Source organism: Paenibacillus sp. RU5M, assembly GCF_900221055.1.
Classification (GTDB): Bacteria; Bacillota; Bacilli; order Paenibacillales; family Paenibacillaceae; genus Paenibacillus; species Paenibacillus marchantiae.
This window is the reverse complement of the sequence record NZ_OBQM01000011.1, coordinates 1-24,738: the sequence shown is the minus strand read 5'-3', so window position 1 is coordinate 24,738 and position 24,738 is coordinate 1. Positions and strand designations below refer to the sequence as shown.

Sequence of the window (24,738 nt, the reverse complement as noted above, 5' to 3'; positions counted from 1 at the left end):
AAATAAACGAAGAATGATCCTCTTACCATTTTAATATATACGATGTTGCGCCAAGAACTATACCAAAGGTGTTTTTAATGGTGTCCCTGGTTTACGTGGATATTTAAAAGGTGTCTTATCAAACTTCTGAATCAGAATGATATGACGTGCCGACTCTTCAACCGGTAGCTGGAACGGATGAACTGCTTTTACCCGTCCTTTCAGCTGATTAAAGCTGAATTCAGCTTCCTTCATTTCTTCGCGCGGGTCTCCACCCTTCATTGCAGCGAATAATCCACTTTTGCGAACAAATGGCAGACAGAATTCGTTAAGCACTGCTAGCTTAGCAACTGCACGCGCAGTAACAAGGTCATAGCTGTCACGATATCCTTCTTTGCGTCCAAGTTCCTCCGCACGACCATGAATCAATTCTACATCGGTCAAGCCGAGCGTATCTACAAGATGCTGCAGAAAGCCAATACGTTTATTTAGCGAGTCAATGATCGTCAGCTTAATATGCGGGAAACAAATTTTAAGAGGTAGTCCTGGGAACCCTGCCCCTGAACCAATATCTGCGAGTTTGTTTACCTTAGACATATCTGTATAAAACGCCAGCGATACCGAATCATAGAAATGCTTTGTATATACTTGTTCACGTTCGGTGATCCCGGTTAGATTCATCTTTTCATTCCAAGCTACCAGCTCCTGAAAATACAACTCGAATTGCTCCAACTGGCGTTCATCTAGCTCCAGTCCATGTTTCTTCAGGCGCCGTTGTAGCTGCTGTTGAATATCGTCCATTATTGTCCCCTTGCTGCGGTTACACGGTTATAATGCTCCAGGTAAACCAGCAGAATGGAGATATCCGCAGGAGTAACCCCGGCAATACGGGACGCCTGTCCTATCGAGATTGGACGAATCTTAGCGAGCTTCTGCTTTGCTTCCATAGCAAGGCCATGAATTTCGTCATATATAATCGTGTCCGGAATTTTTTTCTTCTCCATTTTTTGCAAACGTTCCACGTGGATCAATTGTTTCTCAATATAACCCGCATATTTAATTTGAATTTCAACTTGCTCTTTCATATCAGCAGTCAGTTCCACCTCAGAAGGTGAGATCTGCTCAATCCAGTCATACCCGATCTCTGGGCGGCGCATCAATGTAAGAAGTGTGCTGCCATCCTGAATCGGTGTGGAACCGATCTCTTCCAGCTTCGAATTTACTTCGACAGGACGAACTTTAGCTGCCTTCAGACGAGCCACTTCCTGCTCAACTTTTGCCTTTTTGTCCAGGAATTTAGCGTAACGCTCATCAGGAATCAACCCAATATCGTGGCCAATTTCCGTCAAACGCATATCGGCATTATCATGACGAAGCAACAAACGGTATTCTGCACGGGAAGTCAGCAGACGATAAGGTTCATTCGTACCTTTTGTTACGAGATCATCAATCAGTACACCAATGTACCCTTGGGAGCGATCCAGTACGACAGGCTCTTTATCCTGTACTTTACGTGCAGCGTTGATACCGGCCATTACGCCTTGTCCTGCCGCTTCTTCGTACCCGGAGGTACCATTAATCTGCCCTGCTGTGAACAGACCTGGCAGACGTTTCGTTTCAAGTGAAGGCCACAGTTGTGTAGGCACCATCGCATCATATTCAATAGCGTAGCCGTTACGCATCATTTCTACTTTTTCCATGCCCGGAATTGAGCGAAGGACCGCCAATTGAACATCTTCTGGCAGACTGGTAGATAGACCTTGTACATAGTATTCCGATGTGTTTTTGCCTTCTGGCTCCAGGAAAATCTGATGCTTCGGCTTGTCGCTGAAACGCACAATTTTATCCTCGATTGATGGGCAATAACGCGGTCCGGTACCTTCAATAACACCTGAGAACATAGGTGCACGGTGGAGATTATCATTAATAATCTGGTGTGTCTCCACAGATGTATACGTCAACCAGCAAGGCAGCTGCTCATTATCGGAAGATTCCGTTTCATAAGAAAAGAACTTCGGTTTATCATCACCTGGCTGAATTTCCGTTTTGCTAAAATCAATCGTATCCTTATGCACACGCGGTGGTGTACCTGTTTTAAAACGAACCAGGTCAAAACCAAGCTCACGCAGATGTTCGGATAACTTAAGGGAAGGCTGTTGATTATTCGGGCCACTCTCGTACATCAACTCACCCATAATTACTTTACCGCGCAGATACGTACCTGTTGTCAAAACAACAGCTTTGGCCCGGTACTCTGTACCAGTCTGAGTAACCACACCTACACACTGTCCGTCTTCAACGATCAGGCGATCAACCATACCTTGTCGCATCGTCAGGTTGCGTTCATTCTCCATCGTTTCTTTCATCGTATGCTGATAAGAGAACTTATCGGCCTGAGCACGAAGCGCATGCACAGCAGGTCCTTTACCAGTGTTGAGCATTCGCATCTGAATAAAGGTCTTATCGATGTTCCGTCCCATCTCACCACCAAGTGCATCAATCTCACGTACCACATGTCCTTTTGCCGGTCCCCCAATAGATGGGTTACAAGGCATGAAGGCCACCATATCCAGATTGATGGTAATCATCAGTGTTTTCGAACCCATACGGGCTGCAGCCAGTGCCGATTCCACACCAGCATGTCCTGCCCCAACGACGATTACATCATAACTGCCGCCATCAAAAGCCATTCCAGTTTACCTCCTTTTTGCCGCTGCACGCCTAAATTCATGCAAACGATCTATTTTCTGTAAAAATCATGATGAAACACGCTCCGCACTCTACGGAATGCATTTCGATCTATATTAAGCCATCAAGTCTATAGGTACTTCAGACATATTCGCGGATTCTTTGACCACCCACAGATGGACTTTATTATCATACTACTTTTCAGAGCCGGTATGTTTGTCAGGTGTTATTTTCCGAGGCAGAATTGAGAGAAAATTTGATCAATCAACGCATCATGCGCTGTATCGCCCACGATCTCACCCAGTTGCTCCCATGCCAGACGAACATCAATCTGGATCATATCAATAGGAATCAGCTGCTCTGCTGCTTCATAGGCATCAATGAGCGACTGCTTCGCTTTTTTGAGCAAAGCAATATGACGCACATTGCTGACATAGGTCAAGTCGGCCGACTCCAGCTTGCCACTGAAGAACAACGTCGAGATGGCATCTTCCAATCGGTCCACGCCCAGATCATCTTTCACCGACATCGGAACAAGCCGTTCCTCAGGGATATAACGAAGCAGCACTTCGCGGTCCGCCTGCGGCGCTAAGTCCATTTTATTCATAATAATAATTGATTGTCTACCGCGGATTTGTTCCAATAATTCAATCTCGTCCTGATGTAGTGGCTCGGCAGCATTGATAACCATCAATAACAGATCCGCCTCATTCACAGCAGAGCGAGAACGCTCCACCCCGATTCTTTCCACGACATCCATCGTTTCCCGAATACCTGCCGTATCGAGCAGCTTGAGCGGTATATTGTTAATCGTAACAAACTCCTCAATGACGTCACGCGTTGTACCTGGAATGTCCGTTACAATTGCCCGGTTGTCCTGGGCCAACGTATTGAGCAATGAAGATTTCCCTACGTTTGGCCGGCCTACGATAGCTGTTGTGATTCCTTCACGCAGTATCTTTCCTTGCTCTGCTGTTACCAGCAATTTATCGATTTCAGTCATCACCTGACTGGATTTTTCTTTAATAAATTCAGAGGTTAGTGACTCTACATCATGCTCAGGATAATCGATATTTACTTCGATGTGAGCAAGTGTCTCCACCAGCGTGTATCTTAGTTCGCGCAGCTTGGACGACAATTTGCCCTCTACTTGCTTGAGTGCAACGGAGAACGCCCGATCGGATTTGGAACGAATGAGATCCATAACCCCTTCCGCCTGGGATAGATCAATCCGTCCATTGAGAAAAGCACGCTTTGTGAACTCGCCGGGTTCAGCGAGACGAATATCGAGCTGCAACAACAGATCCATTACGCGCTTAACCGAAACCACTCCGCCATGAGCGCTAATCTCCACGACATCCTCTGTTGTGAAAGAACGTGGCGCACGCATCACCGTAACCAATACTTCCTCGATCTTCTCACCAGTCCCCGGATCTATAATATGACCGTAATGAACCGTGTGGGATGCTGCCTGTGTTAGTGGGGTTTTGCTGCGAAAAATCTTCTCCGTCTCCGACACCGCATCCGGGCCGCTCACCCGGATTACAGCGATACCCGCTTCTCCGACCGCTGTTGATATCGCTGTAATCGTATCACTAATCATCGTTATCTCTCCTTGCTCTATTTTAAAATTGCGCCCCTCAGGACGCTATATTAATTTCAATATATAGTTCAGTTGTTCAGTTGCAAAACGCTTCTTTTCGCATCATTCATATCTTGATATGGCTCTTAATGAAGTCGCTCTTCCGTTTTGGAAAAGTACTTCTGTACGAAAAAAGCAATGGCTTCTGCACCGGGCAGGAAGCCATTGCGTCTTCAATTTCGTGTTATTTCGTCGTAATGACTACGCGCCGATTGGGCTCCTCGCCCTTGCTGTATGTCTTAATCTGCGAGTGATTTTGCAATTTCGCATGAATGACTTTGCGTTCGAGTGGCGGCATTGGCTCCAGCACAACTTCCTTGCCAGTGCGAATGGCCTGTCCAGCCAAACGTTCAGCCAGATCCTCCAGCGTCTTGCGTCGACGTTGACGGAAATTCTCTGCATCGAGTACGATGCGAACGAAGCTTTCCGAATAACGATTTGCTACAATGTTCGTCAAATATTGAAGGGCATCCAGCGTCTGTCCACGTCTGCCAATAATCATGCCCAGGTCTTCACCGGCAATATTGAAGATATGTCCATCACGCTGTTTTTTGATATGCACTTCAACCTCCAGTCCCATACCTGCTGCCACTTCTTTTAAGAAAGCAGCCGCTTCCTCATAGGGATTTTTAGCAGCCACACCCTCAAGTGTTGCTTCAACTTGAGGTATATGTGCGGCCAGCTTGATCGGTTGTAAAACAGGTTCAGGCACAGGCAGAAGTTTCACTTCCACTTTAGCGGCCTTAACCCCGATCAAACCCAGGAATCCTTTTGACGGCTGCTCTAACACTTGTATCTCGACCTTGTCCCGGCTCACGCCAAGCTCAGCCAATCCTTGGTTTACAGCATCTTCAACGGTTTTTCCTGACGCAATGACTTTGGTCATTTCGATTTTTTGGCCCCTTTCGAACCTTTTCCAGAGACAGTTGCCTTGCCACCGTTTTTGCGTTTAGCTCCATTTCCATTTTTGGAAGAGCTGTTCTGCTTCACGTTGACCTCAGCCACGATTTTATCATTATTCCGGTAAAGGAAATAGTTTTGCACGATCGTGTAGATGTTACTGTAGAACCAGTAAAGCGGCAATGCAGCCGGGAACTGATAAGACATAACAAAGATCAATATCGGATAAACCCAAAGCATAAACTGCATCGGTCCGACTTGCTGTGCAGGATTCATACGCATCATCATCCACGTTTGGACAAATGTTGTGATGGCTGCCAGCACTGGCAAAATAAACAGGTGATCGGGTGATCCGAGTTGTAGCCACAAGAAATCATGTGTTCTCAGACTGGAGTTTCCGTAAATTGAGTTATAAAGTGCGATGTAAATCGGCATCTGAATGATAAGTGGCAGACAACCGGCCATCGGATTAACTTTGTTCTCCTGAAACAACTTCATTGTTTCTTGCTGAACTTTCTCAGGTGTATCTTTATACTTGGCTTGAATTTCTTTCAACTGCGGCTGAATAGCTTGCATCGCCTTGGAGCTGCGAACCTGCTTCATTGTCAGCGGCAAGATTAACGTCCGTACAATTAACACCATCACAAGGACGGCCAGTCCATATTCACCGTTAAACCAGTTGGCGAATGTATCGAGCGCCAGTGAGAACCAATAAATAACATTGGCTTGCCAAAAAGAATCACTATTCCTCAGATCTTCCGTAGTAACCCCGGCTCCTTGTGGAGTACATCCGGCGAGTACAGTGACCATTGCAATGACTGCAATGAGGAGAATCCACTTCCCCTTTGATGTCTTCAATCGCGACACTTCATAACCCCTCTCTTAACCATTCCATTCCACCGTAAATCATACCATAATTAGGAGGACAAATAAACCGAAGCTTACCGCTTGCCCGACTTCAAAAGAGAGCCCTTGCGCATCGCATGCAGCAGGCTTTTTTCCATATCCTTATAGGACATGTCCAAAGCACCTTTTCTGACGATAAAGATCAAATCCATCTGCGTGACAATCTCTTTCTCATGATGACGTATAATTTCCTTAATCATGCGTCTCATCCGGTTGCGTACGACAGCGTTTCCGATTTTCTTGCTGCAGGATACACCTACTCGGAATTGTTCTGTATCTTTACGACGACAGCCATACACTACAAACTGATGATTGGCAAACGATTTCCCATACCGGTATACGCGGCTAAAGTCCGCCCGGTTTCGTAAACGCAGTCTTTTATACACGGCGCTTCTCCTTGCTGTTTTCCACCAACATTATTGACGAAGGCCTCATTACTGATTTAGTATAGGCTTTCTTGAATAACGATAAACCGTCTTGGCGGCAACTTCATTTGGGATGATTGTTGATCAGTCATTTCAACTGAGCAAACATTCATCCTTATATAAGGAACGTTTTCGAAAAAACGGACATCTCATTCATTGAACATAAATGTGTACTTATGCTTTTGCGCAGCCAATTCAGACCTGACCTTTACCAGCATCCAGTCTGAAATGACCTATTTAAGAAAAAAAAGACCACCTCGGTGGTCTTCACATGCATTTAAGCACTCAGGACTTTACGGCCTTTAAGGCGACGTGCAGCCAGAACTTTACGGCCGTTGCTCGTGCTCATTCTTTTCCGGAAACCATGAACTTTTTTACGTTTGCTAACGTTCGGTTTGAATGTAGGTCTCAATGTATTGCACCTCCTCACAAGGAAATACTTATGTGATGAATCACTTTCATCTTCACAGAAAACACCTTTATATATTTAACCATGAACACCTGGAAAAGTCAACTGCGTGCCTCTTGCCTCCTTTCTCCTTTTAATGCCTATTCCACCCTACCTAAACGGCCATGGATTCGTACTCCTGTTTACTACCTTTTTAAAGCATCATTTAGAAGCTCAAAAAGTTATCCCCAGTTCCGATTCATTCATCAAAAATCAGTTTTTACGGTTATCCACACCCCTCAAACCCCTTAATTCCTTCTTTAATTACCATTTCAAGTTATTCACATGTGGATAAGGAATATTTATCGATGACAGACTGTTTCATTAGCTCTGCTTTTGGTTAATATTCCTACGTTTCTGAAGAACTTCAGTGGAGCAGCAATCCATTAGATAACCAATATTTTTTGGCTTTTAAAATGACATACTTTAAATTTAATGTATCCGCTTTATTCTATGGTTTACAAGTTTTCGAGAAAGGTGTAGGATAAAAAAATCACATCTTGTATACAAGTATACTTATGGGAAGCACAGTACCGATCCAAACTCATTTATAAGGAAGATAATTATTCCTCTAGCTCTTTGAAAAATCCATTTGAAGCAATATGACGTTCCTAAATTCAGCATACGCACAGAGCACAGAGCATACAGCCATTTATTCTCGTTATAAGGATTGGTATAAAACGCTCAATCAGCAAAATAGTTGTGCTATGATCAGTATTGAACTGATTACTTATAATAGGAGCGTTAGCCATTATGCTGTTTCCTTCATCCTGGCTTCAGGGAGCTTCCCGCGGGGAAGCCATTGCCTGCGAATTAAGACTACGGATCATTAGCGGAACCCTTCGTCCTGGCGAAATTTTGTCAGAAAATCGGATTGCCGCTGATTTTGACAGCAGTCGATCACCTGTACGTGAAGCGTTAAGAACACTGTCGAATGAAGGGCTCATTCGGTTGGAGCGTATGGGCGTGGTTGTCATTGGATTGAAAATTAAAGATGTCGAGGAATTATATGACGTGCGTTTCCTGATTGAAAGTTTTGTGCAGCAGCGACTTGCAGGGGATGTACCAGAACAATTGATTACCCAGTTAAGTAATGTGATAGACAAAATGGACTTGGCTGGACGTCACCAAGATGCGGTTGAATTTGCGTATCAGGATCTTACCTTTCACGAGACTATTATCGAAGCCGCCCAGCATTCGCGTATTTTACATCTATGGAAAAGCATTCGTTATGTTGTCATGACGGTTATGCTGCTCACCACCCGCAGGGTTTTTATTCAGGGCGAGCAGAAAGTAAGCGCTGTAATAGGTAAACACCGCTTGCTGATTGAGGCACTTGAATCGGGTGATAAAACACGCATTCAATCTGGAGTGCGCACGTATTTTCAGGATTCAGGCAAGACGCTGCACGAAAGCTTTGATTCCTAATGACATGTAATGAAATTTTATTCATCACTTCATGGAATATCTGTGCAGGGGTTCGCAATCATATCCGTTGTGAATGATTGCCCCCCAACTTGTCGACAAGTATACAAAATGCGATTTGTTTCAATTTTTTGGGGCATATTAAGAGGGATTAAGCCGCCCGCGCTACATGAATTGTAAAGTGTCTTCCCTCCCCCTAATCATGGATCAGTTGTAAGCGTTATATATCAGAAAAAAAGGAGCATACCTCATGAGCACTCTTTTTGGGCTATCCCATAATGCAACGTTATTGGTCTGGACATTGATTGCGATTGTATTCCTGATCGTGTTGATCTCCAAATATAAATGGAATCCTTTCATTACCCTTTTAATATCTGCATTAATGCTTGGTTTACTTACAGGCATGAAACCCGCGGACGTAATTACTTCCATTACGGGAGGACTTGGCGGCACACTCGGAACGATTGCCATCGTCATCGGCCTTGGTACCATGCTTGGTAAGATGATGGCTGAATCCGGCGGAGCCGAGCGTATTGCTACCACACTGGTAGATCGTTTCGGTGTGAAACGTGTGCACTGGGCGATGATGATTGTTGGATTTATTGTCGGTATTCCAGTTTTCTTCGAAGTCGGCGTTATTCTACTGATTCCGATCATTTTCACCGTTGCACGTAAAACCAATATGTCGCTGCTGCAGATCGGTATTCCGATTTTGGCAGGTCTCTCTACTGTACATGGTCTGGTTCCACCTCACCCGGCTCCCATGATTGCCATCGAAGCGTACAGCGCCGATTTGGGTAAGACGATCTTGTATTCCCTTATTGTAGGTATTCCGACTGCTATTATCGCTGGACCTCTGTTTGGTAAATTTATCGGTAAAAGAATACATACCGAACCACCTGCAGAGCTGGCTGAACAATTCGCTACGAAAAAAAGTAACAACTTGCCCGGTTTCGGCATAACCTTGTTTACCATTTTGCTGCCGGTCATTTTGATGCTCATTGGCTCCATCGCCAATATCGTAGATCCTGACGCCACAAGCGGATTTACCGTATTCTGTGAATTTATCGGCCATGAAATTATAGCTCTGCTGATCTCCGTTGTGTTCGCCCTCTTTTCACTCGGATTCTCACGCGGGTTCAACAAACATGACATCTCCCGCTTCACCAGTGAATGTCTGGCGCCTACGGCGACCATCATTCTCATCATTGGCGGTGGCGGTGCGTTCAAACAGGTGTTGATCAATAGTGGCGTAGGTAATGCCATTGCTGAGGTCGCCACACATGCCAACATTAACGTGATCCTGTTCGCCTGGCTTGTAGCCGCACTCATTCGGGTTGCTACCGGTTCAGCAACTGTGGCCATGACGACAGCAGCTGGTATTGTAGCTCCGGTCCTTGCACTAACGCCAGGTGCTAATATTGAACTTGTCGTACTCGCTACCGGTGCAGGTTCACTTGTACTTTCTCATGTGAACGACGCAGGCTTCTGGATGATTAAAGAATTCTTCAATATGAGTGTCTCGCAGACGCTGAAGACGTGGACCGTTATGGAAACACTATTATCTGTAGTTGGACTGATCTTTATTTTGCTGCTGAGTACAGTCGTATAAATTGACTACCTATATAGAAGAAGAAAATAAATCCACACCATTAGAGCTTTAATTTTATGGGTTCAAAAGAAAGAAGGTTTATGTAAAGTGAACAACTATATGATTGGGATGGATATCGGTACAACCAGTACCAAATCCGTACTCTTTACGGAACAGGGTGAAGTTGTAAGCACTTCGACTCAGGAATATCCTTTATACACCCCAGCTCCGGATGTCGCTGAGCAGGATCCAGAACAAATTGTTCAAGCTGCCCTTCGCTCCGTACGCGGCGTGATGGAGCAAAGTGGCGTAGCTGCGGAACAAATTATGTTCGTGTCCTGCAGCTCTGCCATGCACAGTGTTATTGCGATGGGACAAGATGGTATGCCCCTCACTCGCTGCATCACTTGGGCTGACAACCGGAGCGCCGCCTGGGCCGCCAAACTGCAAGAGAACGGAATCGGGCATCGTATCTATTTGCGAACAGGTACACCGATTCACCCCATGTCGCCACTGACCAAATTAATGTGGCTGCGCCATGATGAACCTGAACTTTTTCAACGTACCGCCAAATTTATCTCTATCAAAGAATATTTGTTCTTCCGTCTGTTCGGTCAATATGTCGTGGATCACTCCATCGCATCCTGTACCGGTATGCTCAATCTGGAACAACTGGATTGGGATGCCGAAGCACTTGAGGTTGCAGGCATTACACCTGACCATCTATCGCAGCTCGTACCGACCACACATACTATAGAGGGAATGGATCGTACATGGGCTGAAAAAATGGCTCTCTCCCCCTCTACTCCCTTCGTCATCGGTGCAAGTGACGGGGTATTGTCCAATCTCGGTGTGAACGCCATTGAGCCTGGCGTTGTTGCAGCAACGATCGGCACCAGCGGCGCGATTCGCACCGTCGTTGACCGTCCTGTTACCGATCCAAAAGGTAGAACGTTCTGTTATGCCCTCACCGAGAATCTTTGGGTGATCGGTGGACCTGTGAATAACGGTGGCATGCTTTTTCGCTGGGTACGGGACGAATTCGCTGCCTCCGAAGTGGAAACAGCCAAACGGCTCGGCATCAATTCCTATGATGTACTCACCAAGATTGCTGAACGCGTCAGCCCCGGTTCGGAAGGGCTTCTATTCCATCCGTACCTTTCAGGGGAACGCGCCCCTTTATGGAATCCGGACGCCCGAGGTTCCTTCTTTGGTTTGACCCTCCACCACCAGAAAGAGCATATGATCCGTTCCGTTTTGGAAGGGGTTATTTTCAATCTATATACGGTACTGCTGGCCATGGAAGAACAGATCGGACAACCTACCTCCATTCAGGCAACGGGTGGTTTCGCTCGTTCCCCGCTCTGGCGTCAGATGATGTCCGATATATTCAACCAGGAAGTCATTGTGCCCGAGAGCTTCGAAAGTTCCTGTCTGGGGGCCGTCGTGCTCGGTCTTTATGCTACAGGGCGAATTCAGTCGCTTCATGCTGTTTCATCTATGGTAGGTACAACGCACAAGCATACCCCTATCAAAGAACATGCATCGATCTACCAGGAGCTGCTCCCCATCTTTATTCGCATTTCGCGAAAATTGGAAGAAGAATATGCAGATATCGCGGAATTCCAACGTAAATTTTCCGCTCATAACGAGTAAATCATCCCTTTATAACCACCAACCAAAAAGAGGTTGTTCTCTTTGACCACCATTCCGGCCTTAAAGAACAACCTCTTTTTGGCATAAAACAAATCTGCTGCAATGAAGTCACATCCATCTCCAAGGTTTGCGCGCATATCCATCCTACCTCTTTTAGGAATAAATTCTACGTTCATTTCATACAAATCAGTAAACGCTCCTTCCGTTCAACAGGCCCTCTTCTTGATCTCCTCTGCCTTTGATTTTGTCGTTTCCTCAATTCCTCTCTTCGAAAAAGGAAAACGGGCATGAAGAGTCACTCTCCTGAAAATCCCCAAAACGGTCATTTTCACTTTACGGTTATCCACAGAGAGGTTATTCACAAACAGAGAATACTTTTACACACAATTCAGCATCATTTGACGAATAACCTGTGTATAAAATAATTTGGGTTTTTGGGTCATCTTGTCGAAAGTTAAACAATTTATAAACAATATATTGTGTTGTGATTAAAAATTATACACAAGTTATTGAATTTGTGGATAAAATCACGTGATACATTGAAATGCCGGGCTTCTTTTGCTATGATTGTATTACTTTTGGATGTGAATATGTGATCTGACCCATAATATTATCAACAGCCTGTGGATAAAGTTGTGAACAATTTTCCGTTGTTCATTCTTTTTTTGTTTTCGACCTGCGGGGGTTTGGGGATAAATTCAACAATATATCTCGTATTTCGACACTGCATCATGGCTTAAGCCACACTTGGAACATGTAAAAGGAGTGACAGTCTGTGGACAGCCATACTTCTGATTTATGGCAGCAAATTTTATCAATCATACAAAACAAGCTCAGCAAACCCAGCTTTGACACTTGGTTCAAAGCAACCAAAGCTACCAAGCTGAATGATCGTTCGATCGTCATATCCGCACCAACCACGTTTGCCGTCGAATGGCTGGAGAGCCGTTACACCAAACTGGTCGGATCGACGGTATATGAGCTGCTTGGCAAACAGGTCGATGTGAAATTTGTCATCGAGGAGAACAAGCCTGCTGAACCGGACCCTCAACTGCCAGCGCCAACGCCTACAGTTGTTCAGGAAGAAGCGGTACTCAGCATGCTCAATCCGAAATATACATTTGATACATTTGTCATTGGGCCGGGCAACCGTTTTGCCCACGCCGCATCGCTGGCGGTCGCTGAAGCGCCCGCCAAAGCATACAATCCTCTGTTTCTTTATGGAGGGGTAGGTCTCGGCAAAACTCACTTGATGCATGCGATCGGACATTACGTCCTGGAGCATGATCCGGGCAGCAAAGTTGTTTATTTGTCATCTGAGAAATTCACGAACGAATTCATTAACTCGATCCGTGACAACCGCGGGGAGAGCTTCCGTAACAAATACCGTAGTGTCGATATTCTGCTCATTGATGATATTCAGTTCTTGGCTGGAAAAGAATCGACGCAAGAGGAATTTTTCCATACGTTTAATGCGCTGCATGAGGAACGGAAACAGATCATCATCTCCAGCGACAGACCGCCGAAGGAAATTCCGACCCTAGAAGAACGGCTTCGTTCCCGTTTTGAATGGGGGTTAATTACGGATATCCAGCCTCCTGATCTGGAGACACGGATTGCTATTTTGCGTAAAAAAGCTCGTGCGGAAAACCTCGATATTCCGAATGAGGCGATGATGTACATCGCCAACCAGATTGATACCAATATTCGTGAACTGGAAGGGGCCCTGATTCGGGTTGTTGCCTATTCTTCGCTGACTAATCAAGATGTAACCACTCATCTAGCAGCTGAAGCACTGAAGGATATTATTCCTTCCAGTCGTCCGAAAATGATCACTATTCACGACATCCAACAAAAGGTCGGCGAGTATTACAGCCTTAAGCTTGAAGATTTCAAAGCACGGAAACGGACCAAGGCCGTTGCGTTCCCAAGACAGATTGCTATGTATCTCTCTCGTGAACTTACAGACTTTTCTCTGCCCAAAATCGGTGAAGCATTTGGAGGGCGAGATCATACCACCGTCATCCATGCGCACGAAAAGATCTCCCAGGCGATTAAAGTCGATCAGGATCTCTATAAAGTTATCAACAACTTAACCGAAAAAATTAAGAATCCAACCTGAATAAGTCCCAAGCCTGTGCACAACGTATACACATGTGGATAGGCTTGGGCTTATGGGTTTATACCCACTTATCCACATATTCAGTGCCCCTATTACTATTATTACTATAAAGATCTAAAAGATATCATCTCCAAATAAGCGATTTCGAAGCTCAGCCTTCGGCCTTTTGAAAAACACATTTCAACACCTCTACACCCAAAAAACCCGCTAGGAGTGAAACCATGAAAATCAGCATAATGAAAAGCTACTTGAACGAATCCATCCAGCAAGTATCCAAAGCCATCTCAAGCCGTACGACGATCCCAATTCTGAGCGGTATCAAATTCGACGTTAATCATCAAGGTGTGACGTTGACAGCAAGCGACACCGATATTTCAATTCAATCCTTCATCCCGCTTGAAGATGGTGATAAAAGTGTTGTTCAGGTGGAACAACCTGGTAGTGTTGTACTGCCAGCCAAGTTTTTTGTCGAGATCATCAAAAAGCTGCCTTCCCAAGAAGTGCACATGGAGGTAAAAGAGAACTTCAACACCTTTATCTCCGCAGGAGCTACCGAAATTCAACTGGTTGGTCTTGATCCAGAAGAATTCCCAGTATTGCCAAGCATCGAAGAGAACCAAACCGTCTCCATTCCAGGAGATTTGCTCAAAAATATGATTAAACAAACCGTGTTCTCCATTTCCACACATGAAACTACGCCGATTTTGACAGGTGTACTCTGGAGTTTGGGTGACAATGAACTGAAATTTGTGGCAACTGACCGTCATCGTCTTGCTACTCGTTCAGCAATGCTGGATAATGCAGAAGGTGTGAGATTCAACAATGTGGTGATCTCGGGTAAAACGCTGAACGAACTCAGCAAAATCGTGCCCGATCAAAATACACTTGTGGATATCGTTGTCGCTGACAACCAGGTTTTGTTCAAAATCGACCGTGTTCTGTTCTATTCGCGTATTTTGGACGGAACTTATCCGGATACTTCTAGAATTATTCCGACTTCGTACAAAACAGAACTCGTTTTGGATACAAAAAAATTAAGTGAATCTATCGACCGGGCTTATTTGCTGTCGCGTGAAGAAAAAACAAACATTGTGCGGATGCAAACGATGGATTCCGGATCAATCGAAATTTCTTCAAGCTCTTCCGAGCTGGGGAAAGTAAGAGAAGAAATCGAACCGGCCGACTTTAACGGCGAACCACTGAAAATCTCGTTCAACTCCAAATATATGCTGGATGTGCTGAAAGTGGTGGAGAGTGAGCAGCTGATGATCGCTTTCACTGGTGTCATGAGCCCTATCATCCTGAAACCGCTGGACGACAGTCACAGCTTGTACGTCATATTGCCTTACCGGACGACCAACTAACGAGAGGAAGATCATAGTGAACCAAGTAGCGATTCGTACGGAATATATTAAGCTTGATCAATTTTTGAAACTGGCCGACTGCATCCCAACCGGAGGTATGGCCAAAGCATTGCTTCAGGATGGGCTTGTACGTGTGAATAAAGAGCCTGAGGAACGCCGGGGACGCAAGTTATACCCTGGGGATATCGTTGAGGTGGATGGAGAAGGTTCGTTCGAAGTTGTCGCACAATAAGAAGACCAGTTAGATCCTGCTGCCTCCTGACGGACGGGATAAAAGGGAGGATACCGCGTGTTTGTAAACAGCATAGATCTGCAGCAATTCCGCAATTATGAACACCTGAGACTAGATTCTTTTGGTCCTGTGAATCTTTTGATCGGGCAAAATGCCCAAGGCAAGACCAATCTTGCAGAAGCCATTTTTGTGCTTGCACTCACTAAGAGCCACCGTACATCCCGCGACAAGGAACTGATTCGTTTCGGTGAAGAACGTGCCAGGCTTACAGCAGAGGTCGACAAAAAGTACGGATCGGTCAAGCTCGAGCTATCTTTGTCGCAACAAGGCAAAAAAGCAAAGATCAACGGACTGGAACAGCGAAAGCTGAGTGATTTTGTCGGAGCGCTTAATGTGGTGATGTTTGCACCGGAAGATCTTGAGATTGTCAAAGGCACACCGGGGGTCCGCCGCCGGTTTCTTGACATGGAGATTGGACAGGTGGCTCCAGGCTACCTGTATCATCTGCAGCAATATCAAAAAGTGCTCGTCCAGCGTAACAATTTGCTCAAGCAATTATGGGGGCAGAGCGCTTCAGCCCAGACCATGCTTGAGGTGTGGAATGAACAACTGGTGGAGCATGGTGTTAAAATCGTCAAAAAAAGGAAACAATTCATAAAGAAACTGCAAAAGTGGGCTGAAACAATTCATCAGGGCATCACCGGAGGCGGAGAAGTCCTGCGTCTGGCCTATCTTCCTTCCTTCAGCGAAGCCGCTGAGGAAGATGAAGCTGTCTTAATGGACCAATTTATGATAAAATTATCACAAATGAAAGAGCAGGAGATTCGCCGAGGCACAACGCTTAGTGGGCCGCATCGGGATGACCTGTCCTTTTTCATTAACGATCGGGAAGTACAAACGTATGGCTCGCAGGGGCAGCAGCGCACAACGGCGTTGTCCCTTAAACTTGCGGAAATTGAACTGATTCATGAAGAAATCGGAGAATATCCGGTCCTGCTGCTGGACGATGTACTGTCTGAACTGGATCCTTTTCGTCAGACGCAGCTGATCGAAACGTTCCAGAGCAAGGTGCAAACCTTTATTACGGCTACCGGAATCGAGAGCTTAAACGTTGACAAGCTCAAAGATGCCAGTATTTATCACGTTCATGCCGGACAGGTTGAACGCTAAGGAGTGAGGGCTTATGTACATTCATCTGGGCGGTGAGAAGATTATCCGATCTTCCGAATTGGTCGCTATTTTTGATATATCGATTGAAAAATCCTCAAAAATTTCCAAGCAGTATGTCACGCATGCCGAGCAGGAAAAAACAGTGGAGCATATTGGTGAAGAGGAAGCCAAGTCCATTGTTGTGACCAAAAACATTGTGTACTACTCGCCTATTTCCTCAGCTACGCTCAAGAAGCGAGCTCACATTTTTCCTGATCTCTAGCCTATCGGCGGTACGAGTTATTGTACCTTTTGCTGCTTGTCTTTATTTAGATTGCTTACTGGAATTAAGGGAATATGTTCATTTCAGCATGCATTCTTAGTTAACGCATATTTACGATATTGAATCTATAGAAGTAGGTGAAAGGCATGTCTATGAATCAACCGTCATATGGTGCAGATGAAATTCAGGTACTTGAAGGGCTGGAAGCCGTACGTAAACGACCGGGGATGTATATTGGTTCCACCAGTGCCAAAGGTCTGCATCATCTCGTTTGGGAAGTAGTGGACAATAGTATTGACGAAGCACTCGCAGGTTATTGTGATCATATCGAAGTTACTATTCATGAAGATAACAGCGTCACTGTAGTCGATAACGGGCGGGGGATTCCTGTCGGCGAACATGCCAAAATGAAACGTCCTGCACTTGAGGTTGTAATGACTGTTCTGCATGCAGGCGGTAAATTTGGCGGTGGCGGGTACAAAGTATCCGGTGGTCTTCATGGTGTAGGTGTATCTGTCGTCAATGCTCTATCAGAGAAAGTTGTTGTTACAGTTAAGGTTGACGGCCATGTGTATCAACAGGAATACCGTCGGGGTGTTCCGCAGTATGATCTGAAAACGATCGGTACAACGGAGGAAACGGGAACAACGGTTACGTTCCATCCGGATCCGGAGATTTTCACGGAAACAAGAGTTTATGACTATGAAACTTTGCTGACTCGTATTCGTGAGCTCGCGTTCCTGAACAAGGGAATTGGTATGACTTTAACCGATGAACGTACAGGTGTAACCAACTCTTTCCTGTATGAGGGCGGTATTATCGAGTATGTCTCCTTCCTGAACCAGAAGCGTGAAGCACTGCATGAAAACCCGATTTATGTAGAAGGATCAAGAGACAACATTCAGGTTGAAGTTGCATTGCAATACAATGACAGCTACACCGAGAATATTTACTCGTTTGCCAACAACATCAACACACATGAGGGCGGAACGCACGAATCCGGATTCAAGAGTGCCCTTACCCGGATTATCAATGATTATGCGCGTAAAGCGGGCGTAATCAAAGACAGCACAGGTAATCTGTCCGGGGATGATGTACGTGAAGGTCTGACAGCGATCATCTCGGTCAAGATCCCTGAACCGCAATTTGAGGGACAGACCAAGACGAAGCTGGGTAACAGTGAAGTGCGCGGAATTGTCGAATCCCTGTTTGCTGAGAAGCTGCAGGAGTTCCTGGAAGAGAATCCTTCCGTATCCCGTCGCATTTTGGAAAAAGGACTGCAAGCTGCCCGTGCACGTGAAGCAGCTCGTAAAGCACGTGAACTGACGCGTCGTAAAGGTGCACTCGAAGTCAGCTCTTTGCCAGGTAAATTGGCCGACTGTTCATCCAAGGATGCTTCAATCAGCGAATTGTACATCGTCGAAGGTGACTCCGCCGGTGGATCAGCGAAGCAAGGACGAGATCGTCATTTCCAAGCGATTTTGCCACTGCGTGGTAAGATTCTGAACGTGGAAAAAGCACGTCTTGACCGGATTTTGGGTAATGCGGAGATCAGAGCGATCATTACCGCAATGGGTACAGGAATTGGTGATGATTTCGATATTGCCAAAGCACGTTATCACAAAATCATTTTGATGACGGATGCCGACGTCGATGGCGCTCACATTCGGACATTGCTTCTGACATTCCTTTATCGCTATATGCGCAAAATCATTGAGGCTGGTTATGTATACATTGCCCAACCGCCATTGTTCAAGATTGAGCGCAATAAAGTGATTCGTTATGCTGGTTCCGAGAAGGAACGCGATGAAATTATCGCAACTCTCGGTGAAAATGCGAAATTCAATGTCCAGCGTTATAAAGGTCTCGGTGAGATGAATGCCGGACAATTATGGGAAACGACGATGGACCCTGAGAGCCGGACCATGCTTCAAGTATCGATCGGCGATGCAATGCTGGCCGATGCCATGTTCGACACCCTGATGGGGGATAATGTTGAACCTCGTCGTGACTTTATTCAGGAAAATGCAAAATACGTGAAAAACCTCGACATCTAACGATATTCGAAGAGGCGCCTGCGAGGGCGCCTCTTTTACATTATGGGATTATAGCATAGAGATTTTAGGTTGGACTCTGGAGTGCCTGTTACCGATGTGTGCGGCTTTTGGTAGAGGAGGCCTGGGCTTTGGGAGAGGTACGAGATGTTTTCCCTTTTTTGGAGGGTAATCTGCCGTACGCTCTCGCATAACGCTTGATCTTTCGGTACGTTTCCTTATCAGGCAATAGGCCAAAAGCATAGATACCCGGCAATGTGTTGACTTCAATAATCCATGGCCGTCCATCTTCGTCTAGTGCGATGTCGATACCAATCTCTTTGAGTCTTGGAAATGACTTCTGTAGCTGTACCGCTGTATGAATGCCTAAACGATATAGCTCACTGCGTAGTTGCTGGAACCGCTCCTGGTCAAAATGAGGGCGTACCAACTCATTAAAGGTGGCCAATCGTCCGCCGCCATGAATGTTGGTAATGATCTTGCCCGGTGCAGCAACTCTCCCCAGGATACCTGTCGTTTCCCAATTGCGTTGTAGATTTTTCTGCGTCAGTACCCGCAGGTCAAAAGGCAACCCATCATGTTTCATCAGCGGAATGCCTTGCTGAATGATGTAGTCGCGCTTCTGGATACGTTCAGTGAGCGCCAGATCCAGCTCATCGAGGGAATGGAAGTGTTTCTCCTCCGTCCCATATCGAAGTTCATACGTTGTCAGGGGGACTTCAGCAGAGATCTCGGCACCGACTTCAGCTGTGGAAGGGAAGAGTGGATCAGCAGAGATTTCTGATGTGTTTGCATCGGTAATCGGGTGTGGATTCATACGGATGGTTTTTACCCGCATGACGCCATTGCCGTAGGTTCCCCGATCCGGTTTGATATAGTTTGACTCGAATAATTCAGTCATCCGTTCCAGGGTCTGGCGATTATATTGTCGTGTAACCGGTATATATCCATTCACATTACGGCTGCGTTGTAACACAGCTGTCTTGGTCCATTTGCTGGAGACACGCTGGATGCCCAAGAACCATCAGTCCTTTCGTGTTTTAATGGGGTTTATAAGAGTGGCAGACGCGGAGAAATCAAAGGACAAGAGATGATTTCAGTGGTATAATAGAGAAATATGGCGTTTTGTGCGGTTTTGTTGCACAGATGTAGTTTGATCGTAGAACGGGAACGGTCTAAGCCTGAATATACACAGTACAATTGCCGCTTTTTCTAGCATTGTATGTGTAAATGGGGAGGAAGGCAGGGCGAACCCCCAGACTCTCTAAAGTTCCCGGAAGAAAGGCTATTGCCCAGCGGACGTTTAATTGTTTACCTTTTGTGAAAGTAATATAATAAAGAGTAGCGTCCTTGTGCGGTTTTAGCCTTGTTAGGCTCTTCACATATAATTAATTTTTGAATGATTGAATGGAATGTTTGTTGAAGGACAAGAAGGAGGTCCAGCATGGCGGAAGAAATGAACTCGCAGGTTAAAGATCGGGATATTGGCGTCGAGATGCGTGAATCGTTTATGGATTATGCGATGAGCATTATTGTGAGCCGTGCCTTACCTGACGTGCGTGACGGATTGAAGCCGGTTCACCGGCGTATTCTGTACGCAATGTCCGAGCTAGGCATGACACCCGATAAACCACATAAAAAATCAGCCAGAATCGTCGGCGAAGTTATCGGTAAGTATCACCCACACGGTGACTCTGCCGTATATGAAACGATGGTACGGATGGCACAGGACTTCTCCCTGCGCTACATGCACGTAGATGGACATGGTAACTTTGGATCGGTGGATGGCGATATGGCAGCAGCCATGCGTTATACGGAAGCCCGGTTGTCCAAGATTGCGATGGAAATGCTCAGAGACATCAACAAGGATACGATTGACTTCCAGCCGAACTATGACGGTGAAGAAAGTGAACCTGTCGTTCTGCCAGCTCGTTTCCCTAACTTGCTTGTCAATGGTGTTGGCGGGATTGCGGTAGGTATGGCGACCAACATTCCTCCTCATAACCTGGGAGAGGTAATCGACGGCGTACAGGCCATGATCAAAAATCCGGATATCACTTCCATGGAATTGATGGATTATATTCAAGGGCCAGACTTCCCAACTTCCGGTTATATTTTGGGACGCTCCGGAATTCGCCAGGCGTATCAAACCGGACGTGGTTCAGTAACGATGCGGGCCAAAACCAACATCGAAGAAAACAACAACAAAGCACGGATTATTGTTACGGAACTTCCTTATCAGGTGAACAAGGCAAGACTCGTTGAGAAAATTGCTGAGTTGGTACGTGATAAAAAGATTGATGGTATTACGGATCTCCGTGATGAGTCTGACCGTAACGGTATGCGGATTGTGATTGAGCTTCGCAGAGACGTGAACCCCGGTGTAGTGCTGAACAACCTGTACAAGCATACAGCGATGCAGTCCACCTTTGGGATTAACATGCTCGCGATTGTAAATAAAGAACCTAAGATTCTGAATCTGCGTGAAGTGTTGTATCACTACTTGCAGCATCAGATTGAGGTTATACGTAGACGTACACAGTTCGAACTGAAAAAAGCGGAAGCACGCGCGCACATTCTGGAAGGCTTGCGTATCGCGCTGGATCATATCGACGAAATTATTGCGTTGATTCGTTCATCCAGCAATACAGATGCAGCCAGAGAAGGTCTGATCGAGCGTTTCTCACTCAGTCATGATCAGGCTCAAGCTATCCTCGATATGCGTCTGCAACGCCTGACAGGTCTGGAACGCGAGCGCATCGAAAATGAGTACAACGAACTGATGGTCAAAATTAAGGAATATCGTGAAATTTTGGCCAACGAGCACCTGGTGCTCGAAATTATCAGCACGGAGCTGCAAGAAATCCGTGATCGCTTCAACGATGATCGCCGTACCGAAATCACTGTAGGTGAAGAGAGCATTCTGGACGAGGATCTGATTCCGCGTGAAGAGGTTATCATCACCATTACCCATACAGGCTATGTGAAACGTCTGCCGGTATCTACATACCGCAGTCAGAAGCGTGGCGGACGTGGGGTTGTGGGAATGGACACCAAAGATACCGACTTTGTTGAGCATCTGTTTGTGACCAATTCTCACAATTACCTCATGTTCTTTACCGACAAAGGTAAAGTGTACCGTCTCAAAGCTTATGAGATTCCAGAGCTTGGACGTACAGCACGGGGAACGCCGATTATCAATCTGATTCAGATCGAGCAGGGTGAATCGGTCAATGCCGTGATTCCAGTTCAGGAATTCGAAAGTGACAAGTATCTGTTCTTTGCTACCCGTCAAGGGGTTGTGAAGAAGACACCACTTGAGGATTACACCAATATTCGTAAAGGCGGTCTGATCGGGATCTCCCTGCGTGATGATGATGCCCTTATTGATGTTAAGCTGACAGACGGACAGCAAGAGATCATTATGGGTACAGCTCACGGGATGTCCATCCGATTCTCGGAAGGAAATGTTCGTTCCATGGGACGGAGTGCAACCGGGGTTAAAGGGATTACACTGGATGAGCAGGATGTCGTAATCGGTATGGACGTTGTTGACCAGGAACTGGATGTTCTGATTGTTACAGCCAAAGGTTATGGTAAACGTACCCCTGTCAGCGATTATCGGATGCAAACTCGTGGCGGTAAAGGGATTAAAACTATTAACGTCACAGATAAGAACGGTGCGGTAGTCAGCCTGAAAATGGTTAAGACGGAAGAAGATCTGATGATCATCACTTCCAGCGGTACGTTAATTCGGATGAGTATGGAAGGCATATCCACTATGGGTCGATACACGCAAGGCGTGAAGCTGATTCATATTCGTGATGAAGATTCCGTAGCTACAGTCAGCCGAATTGACAAGAATGAGGAAGAACCAGATGACGAAGAATTGCTTGAAGGTGCAGAAGCTGCTGATTCTGAAGGTTTAGAGTCAACTCTTGATGAGGGCGCGGTTTCCGATGCTGAAGTTGAGGGCGATGATTCAGGTTCTGAAGCATAGAATCAATTTTCTATAACGAAAATCATTTCATGATTACAATGAAATTGGAGGGCTCCCATATGGGGGCCCTTTGTTATTTTCACAGCTCCAGGACCATTCTCCTCGAAATCTGGGATGTACAGCCTGATTTTTGAGTAATATAATGGGAATTAACTTGAAAAACCGGGACTATGGTCTTGATATCATTATAGAAGAACGATGAGTGAGGGGAATAAACATGGGATTAATCACCCTGTCTGAAGTCAAACCAGGACTTAAACTGGGAAATGACGTGCAAACGCTTCGTGGCAATGTTCTGTTTCAGAAGGGCAAAGTCATTCTGCCCAAAGATGTGGAAGTACTCAGAGCCTTTATGATTCATCAAGTGGACATCGAGCAAGAAAGAACAGGGACAAGCACTTCAGGTTCTAAGGCTTCGTCGGCCTCTTCAGTCCATGTAGCTAATGAAAAGAACGGAGAGCGGACAGGGAAAGGCAGCAGCGCAGTCTCAGCACCTGTCTTACCGTCTCTGCATGAAGAGTATGAAAAGATGGTAGGACTGACCAAAAATGCTTTTCTATCCTCCCTGGCGGCTGAATTACCTGTATATGAGTTGCGTACACAGCTGGAAGCATTGTTTGTTCATCTTAAACAGTATAATGTGCTTACCTTCAGTCCACGAGTGATGCAAGAACATGATTATGTGTATCATCATGCCGTCTTGAGTGCCATTACATCTTATCAGTTGGCCCAGTGGATGGATCTTCCATCCAAAGACTGGATGCAGGTAGCTTTTGCAGGGTTGTTCCATGATATTGGTAATAACAAAGTGGACCCACAGATCCTCCATAAACCCTCTACGTTAACTGCGTCAGAGCAGGCAGAGATCCGACAGCATACGAAATATGGCTATCAGGTACTGAAACAGGCGAAGGCCATCAATGAGGGAGCTAGACTTGCAGCATTGCAGCATCATGAAAAAGTGGATGGGTCGGGTTACCCGCTACAGCTCAGCGGCACGCAGATTCATATCTATGCCAAGATTGTAGCTATCGCTGATATCTTCCACGCCATGACTCTGGAGAAGATCTATCGTAAGGCACAGTCACCGTACCTGGTACTTGAACAAATTCAGAGCGAGGCTTTTGGCAAATTGGATCCTGCCATCGTAAATGTATTCGTTCAGCGTTCCACACAGATCCATAACGGTATCCGAGTGAAGCTTAGCAATAATCAAATTGGTGAGATCATATTCTCTGATCGGGATCATCCTACACGGCCGATGGTATCGGTAGAAGGAACAATCATCAATCTGATGCAGCAAAGGCAGCTACATATTCAGGAAGTCATTGGCTAGTTCAATCTTCAATTCATATAGAAGAACAGGGCCTTTCCAATATGGAGAGGCTCTTTTTTATAGAACTTAAAGTAAAAGATAACTTTATTGAAAATAAAGCTTGCGTTCCGAATCTGTACATGGTATATTCTAATTCCGGCCAAGAAAACACGAGAAACACGGTGCCGCAAGCAAATGAAATAAGCTTCGAAAGAAACTTAAAAAAAGAGCTTGCAAAGTTGGTTCGGATGTGATAAGATATAAAAGTTGCTGAGGTGAACAACACACGGCAATGAAACAAGTTTGATCTTTGAAAACTGAACAACGAGTGAGTAACGATCTTGCTTGCAAGATCGACGCTGAGAAATCGGTACACGTCTTCGGACTGTATGATTTCAAAGCAAAACAATGAGATTTTTAATCTCGTCAGTTTCAAAATGAGCTTATCGCTCTTTTCAATACTTTATTGGAGAGTTTGATCCTGGCTCAGGACGAACGCTGGCGGCATGCCTAATACATGCAAGTCGAGCGGACTTGAAGAGAAGCTTGCTTCTCTGAT

20 protein-coding genes and 1 rRNA gene are annotated in these 24,738 nt (G+C 45.7%); 12 read left to right on the top strand and 9 right to left on the bottom strand.

Going from position 1 to position 24,738, the window contains the following annotated elements:
* Window positions 1-57: 57 nt before the first annotated feature.
* The 7 genes from rsmG to rpmH all read right to left on the bottom strand — a co-directional run bounded on the left by rsmG (window position 58) and on the right by rpmH (window position 6,952).
* Window positions 58-780 (bottom strand): 16S rRNA (guanine(527)-N(7))-methyltransferase RsmG, encoded by a 723-nt coding sequence (gene rsmG / locus CRO25_RS25900; RefSeq protein WP_063567385.1) that lies wholly within the window; start codon window positions 778-780, stop codon window positions 58-60.
* A complete protein-coding gene (gene mnmG / locus CRO25_RS25895; RefSeq protein WP_063567386.1) occupies window positions 780-2,669 on the bottom strand; it encodes a tRNA uridine-5-carboxymethylaminomethyl(34) synthesis enzyme MnmG in 1,890 nt (629 codons plus the stop codon). Before mnmG ends, rsmG begins: the two co-directional genes overlap by 1 nt.
* Window positions 2,670-2,893: 224 nt before the next feature.
* Window positions 2,894-4,270 (bottom strand): tRNA uridine-5-carboxymethylaminomethyl(34) synthesis GTPase MnmE, encoded by a 1,377-nt coding sequence (gene mnmE, locus CRO25_RS25890; protein ID WP_063567387.1) that lies wholly within the window; start codon window positions 4,268-4,270, stop codon window positions 2,894-2,896.
* Between the two features lie 223 nt (window positions 4,271-4,493).
* On the bottom strand, window positions 4,494-5,195 hold the full coding sequence (gene jag / locus CRO25_RS25885) for an RNA-binding cell elongation regulator Jag/EloR (RefSeq protein ID WP_079696981.1): 702 nt from the start codon (window positions 5,193-5,195) through the stop codon (window positions 4,494-4,496).
* On the bottom strand, window positions 5,192-6,076 hold the full coding sequence (locus CRO25_RS25880; protein ID WP_079696980.1) for a YidC/Oxa1 family membrane protein insertase: 885 nt from the start codon (window positions 6,074-6,076) through the stop codon (window positions 5,192-5,194). The genes jag and CRO25_RS25880 overlap by 4 nt, the downstream gene beginning before the upstream one ends.
* 74 nt (window positions 6,077-6,150) lie before the next feature.
* Window positions 6,151-6,501: a ribonuclease P protein component gene (gene rnpA / locus CRO25_RS25875; protein ID WP_079696979.1), complete on the bottom strand. Its 351-nt coding sequence runs from the start codon at window positions 6,499-6,501 to the stop codon at window positions 6,151-6,153.
* A 316-nt stretch (window positions 6,502-6,817) separates the two neighbouring features.
* Window positions 6,818-6,952 (bottom strand): 50S ribosomal protein L34, encoded by a 135-nt coding sequence (gene rpmH / locus CRO25_RS25870; protein WP_024629517.1) that lies wholly within the window; start codon window positions 6,950-6,952, stop codon window positions 6,818-6,820.
* A gap of 789 nt (window positions 6,953-7,741) precedes the next feature.
* Between rpmH and CRO25_RS25865 the strand changes: the two genes are divergently transcribed.
* The 3 genes from CRO25_RS25865 to gntK all read left to right on the top strand — a co-directional run bounded on the left by CRO25_RS25865 (window position 7,742) and on the right by gntK (window position 11,660).
* Window positions 7,742-8,416 carry a GntR family transcriptional regulator gene (locus CRO25_RS25865; protein WP_063567390.1) on the top strand — a complete coding sequence of 225 codons (675 nt, stop codon included), beginning with the start codon at window positions 7,742-7,744 and terminating at the stop codon, window positions 8,414-8,416.
* A 247-nt stretch (window positions 8,417-8,663) separates the two neighbouring features.
* The gene (locus CRO25_RS25860) at window positions 8,664-10,025 is read left to right on the top strand and encodes a GntP family permease (RefSeq protein WP_064641435.1); all 1,362 of its coding nucleotides are present in this window, start codon (window positions 8,664-8,666) and stop codon (window positions 10,023-10,025) included.
* Window positions 10,026-10,124: 99 nt separating this feature from the next.
* Window positions 10,125-11,660 (top strand): gluconokinase, encoded by a 1,536-nt coding sequence (gene gntK / locus CRO25_RS25855; protein ID WP_079697073.1) that lies wholly within the window; start codon window positions 10,125-10,127, stop codon window positions 11,658-11,660.
* Here gntK and CRO25_RS25850 read toward each other — a convergent pair.
* The gene (locus tag CRO25_RS25850; RefSeq protein WP_143806600.1) at window positions 11,648-11,836 is read right to left on the bottom strand and encodes a hypothetical protein; all 189 of its coding nucleotides are present in this window, start codon (window positions 11,834-11,836) and stop codon (window positions 11,648-11,650) included. The two genes, gntK and CRO25_RS25850, sit on opposite strands and share 13 nt — an antisense overlap.
* 599 nt (window positions 11,837-12,435) lie before the next feature.
* Here CRO25_RS25850 and dnaA point away from each other — a divergent pair.
* The 6 genes from dnaA (at window position 12,436) to gyrB (ending at window position 18,867) form a co-directional block, all read left to right on the top strand.
* Window positions 12,436-13,782, top strand: coding sequence for a chromosomal replication initiator protein DnaA (gene dnaA / locus CRO25_RS25845; protein ID WP_024629513.1), 1,347 nt, complete (start codon window positions 12,436-12,438; stop codon window positions 13,780-13,782).
* A 221-nt stretch (window positions 13,783-14,003) separates the two neighbouring features.
* On the top strand, window positions 14,004-15,146 hold the full coding sequence (gene dnaN / locus CRO25_RS25840) for a DNA polymerase III subunit beta (protein WP_079696977.1): 1,143 nt from the start codon (window positions 14,004-14,006) through the stop codon (window positions 15,144-15,146).
* Window positions 15,147-15,162: 16 nt separating this feature from the next.
* Window positions 15,163-15,378: a S4 domain-containing protein YaaA gene (yaaA, locus tag CRO25_RS25835; RefSeq protein ID WP_024629511.1), complete on the top strand. Its 216-nt coding sequence runs from the start codon at window positions 15,163-15,165 to the stop codon at window positions 15,376-15,378.
* 57 nt (window positions 15,379-15,435) lie between these two features.
* Window positions 15,436-16,548, top strand: a complete 1,113-nt coding sequence (gene recF / locus CRO25_RS25830) for a DNA replication/repair protein RecF (protein WP_079696976.1) — start codon at window positions 15,436-15,438, stop codon at window positions 16,546-16,548.
* Window positions 16,549-16,561: 13 nt separating this feature from the next.
* Window positions 16,562-16,810 (top strand): extracellular matrix regulator RemB, encoded by a 249-nt coding sequence (gene remB / locus CRO25_RS25825; protein WP_017691405.1) that lies wholly within the window; start codon window positions 16,562-16,564, stop codon window positions 16,808-16,810.
* Between the two features lie 146 nt (window positions 16,811-16,956).
* Window positions 16,957-18,867 carry a DNA topoisomerase (ATP-hydrolyzing) subunit B gene (gene gyrB, locus CRO25_RS25820; RefSeq protein ID WP_063567395.1) on the top strand — a complete coding sequence of 637 codons (1,911 nt, stop codon included), beginning with the start codon at window positions 16,957-16,959 and terminating at the stop codon, window positions 18,865-18,867.
* 88 nt (window positions 18,868-18,955) lie between these two features.
* On the opposite strand, the gene CRO25_RS25815 is transcribed toward gyrB, so the two are convergent.
* Window positions 18,956-19,882, bottom strand: coding sequence for a YheC/YheD family protein (locus CRO25_RS25815; protein ID WP_063567396.1), 927 nt, complete (start codon window positions 19,880-19,882; stop codon window positions 18,956-18,958).
* A 426-nt stretch (window positions 19,883-20,308) separates the two neighbouring features.
* Here CRO25_RS25815 and gyrA point away from each other — a divergent pair, with 426 nt between their 5' ends.
* From gyrA to CRO25_RS25795, 3 genes are all read left to right on the top strand, one after another.
* Window positions 20,309-22,864, top strand: a complete 2,556-nt coding sequence (gene gyrA / locus CRO25_RS25810; protein ID WP_079696975.1) for a DNA gyrase subunit A — start codon at window positions 20,309-20,311, stop codon at window positions 22,862-22,864.
* Between the two features lie 217 nt (window positions 22,865-23,081).
* Window positions 23,082-24,200 carry an HD-GYP domain-containing protein gene (locus tag CRO25_RS25805; RefSeq protein WP_079696974.1) on the top strand — a complete coding sequence of 373 codons (1,119 nt, stop codon included), beginning with the start codon at window positions 23,082-23,084 and terminating at the stop codon, window positions 24,198-24,200.
* A 442-nt stretch (window positions 24,201-24,642) separates the two neighbouring features.
* Window positions 24,643-24,738 (top strand): 16S ribosomal RNA (locus CRO25_RS25795); the annotation flags it as partial.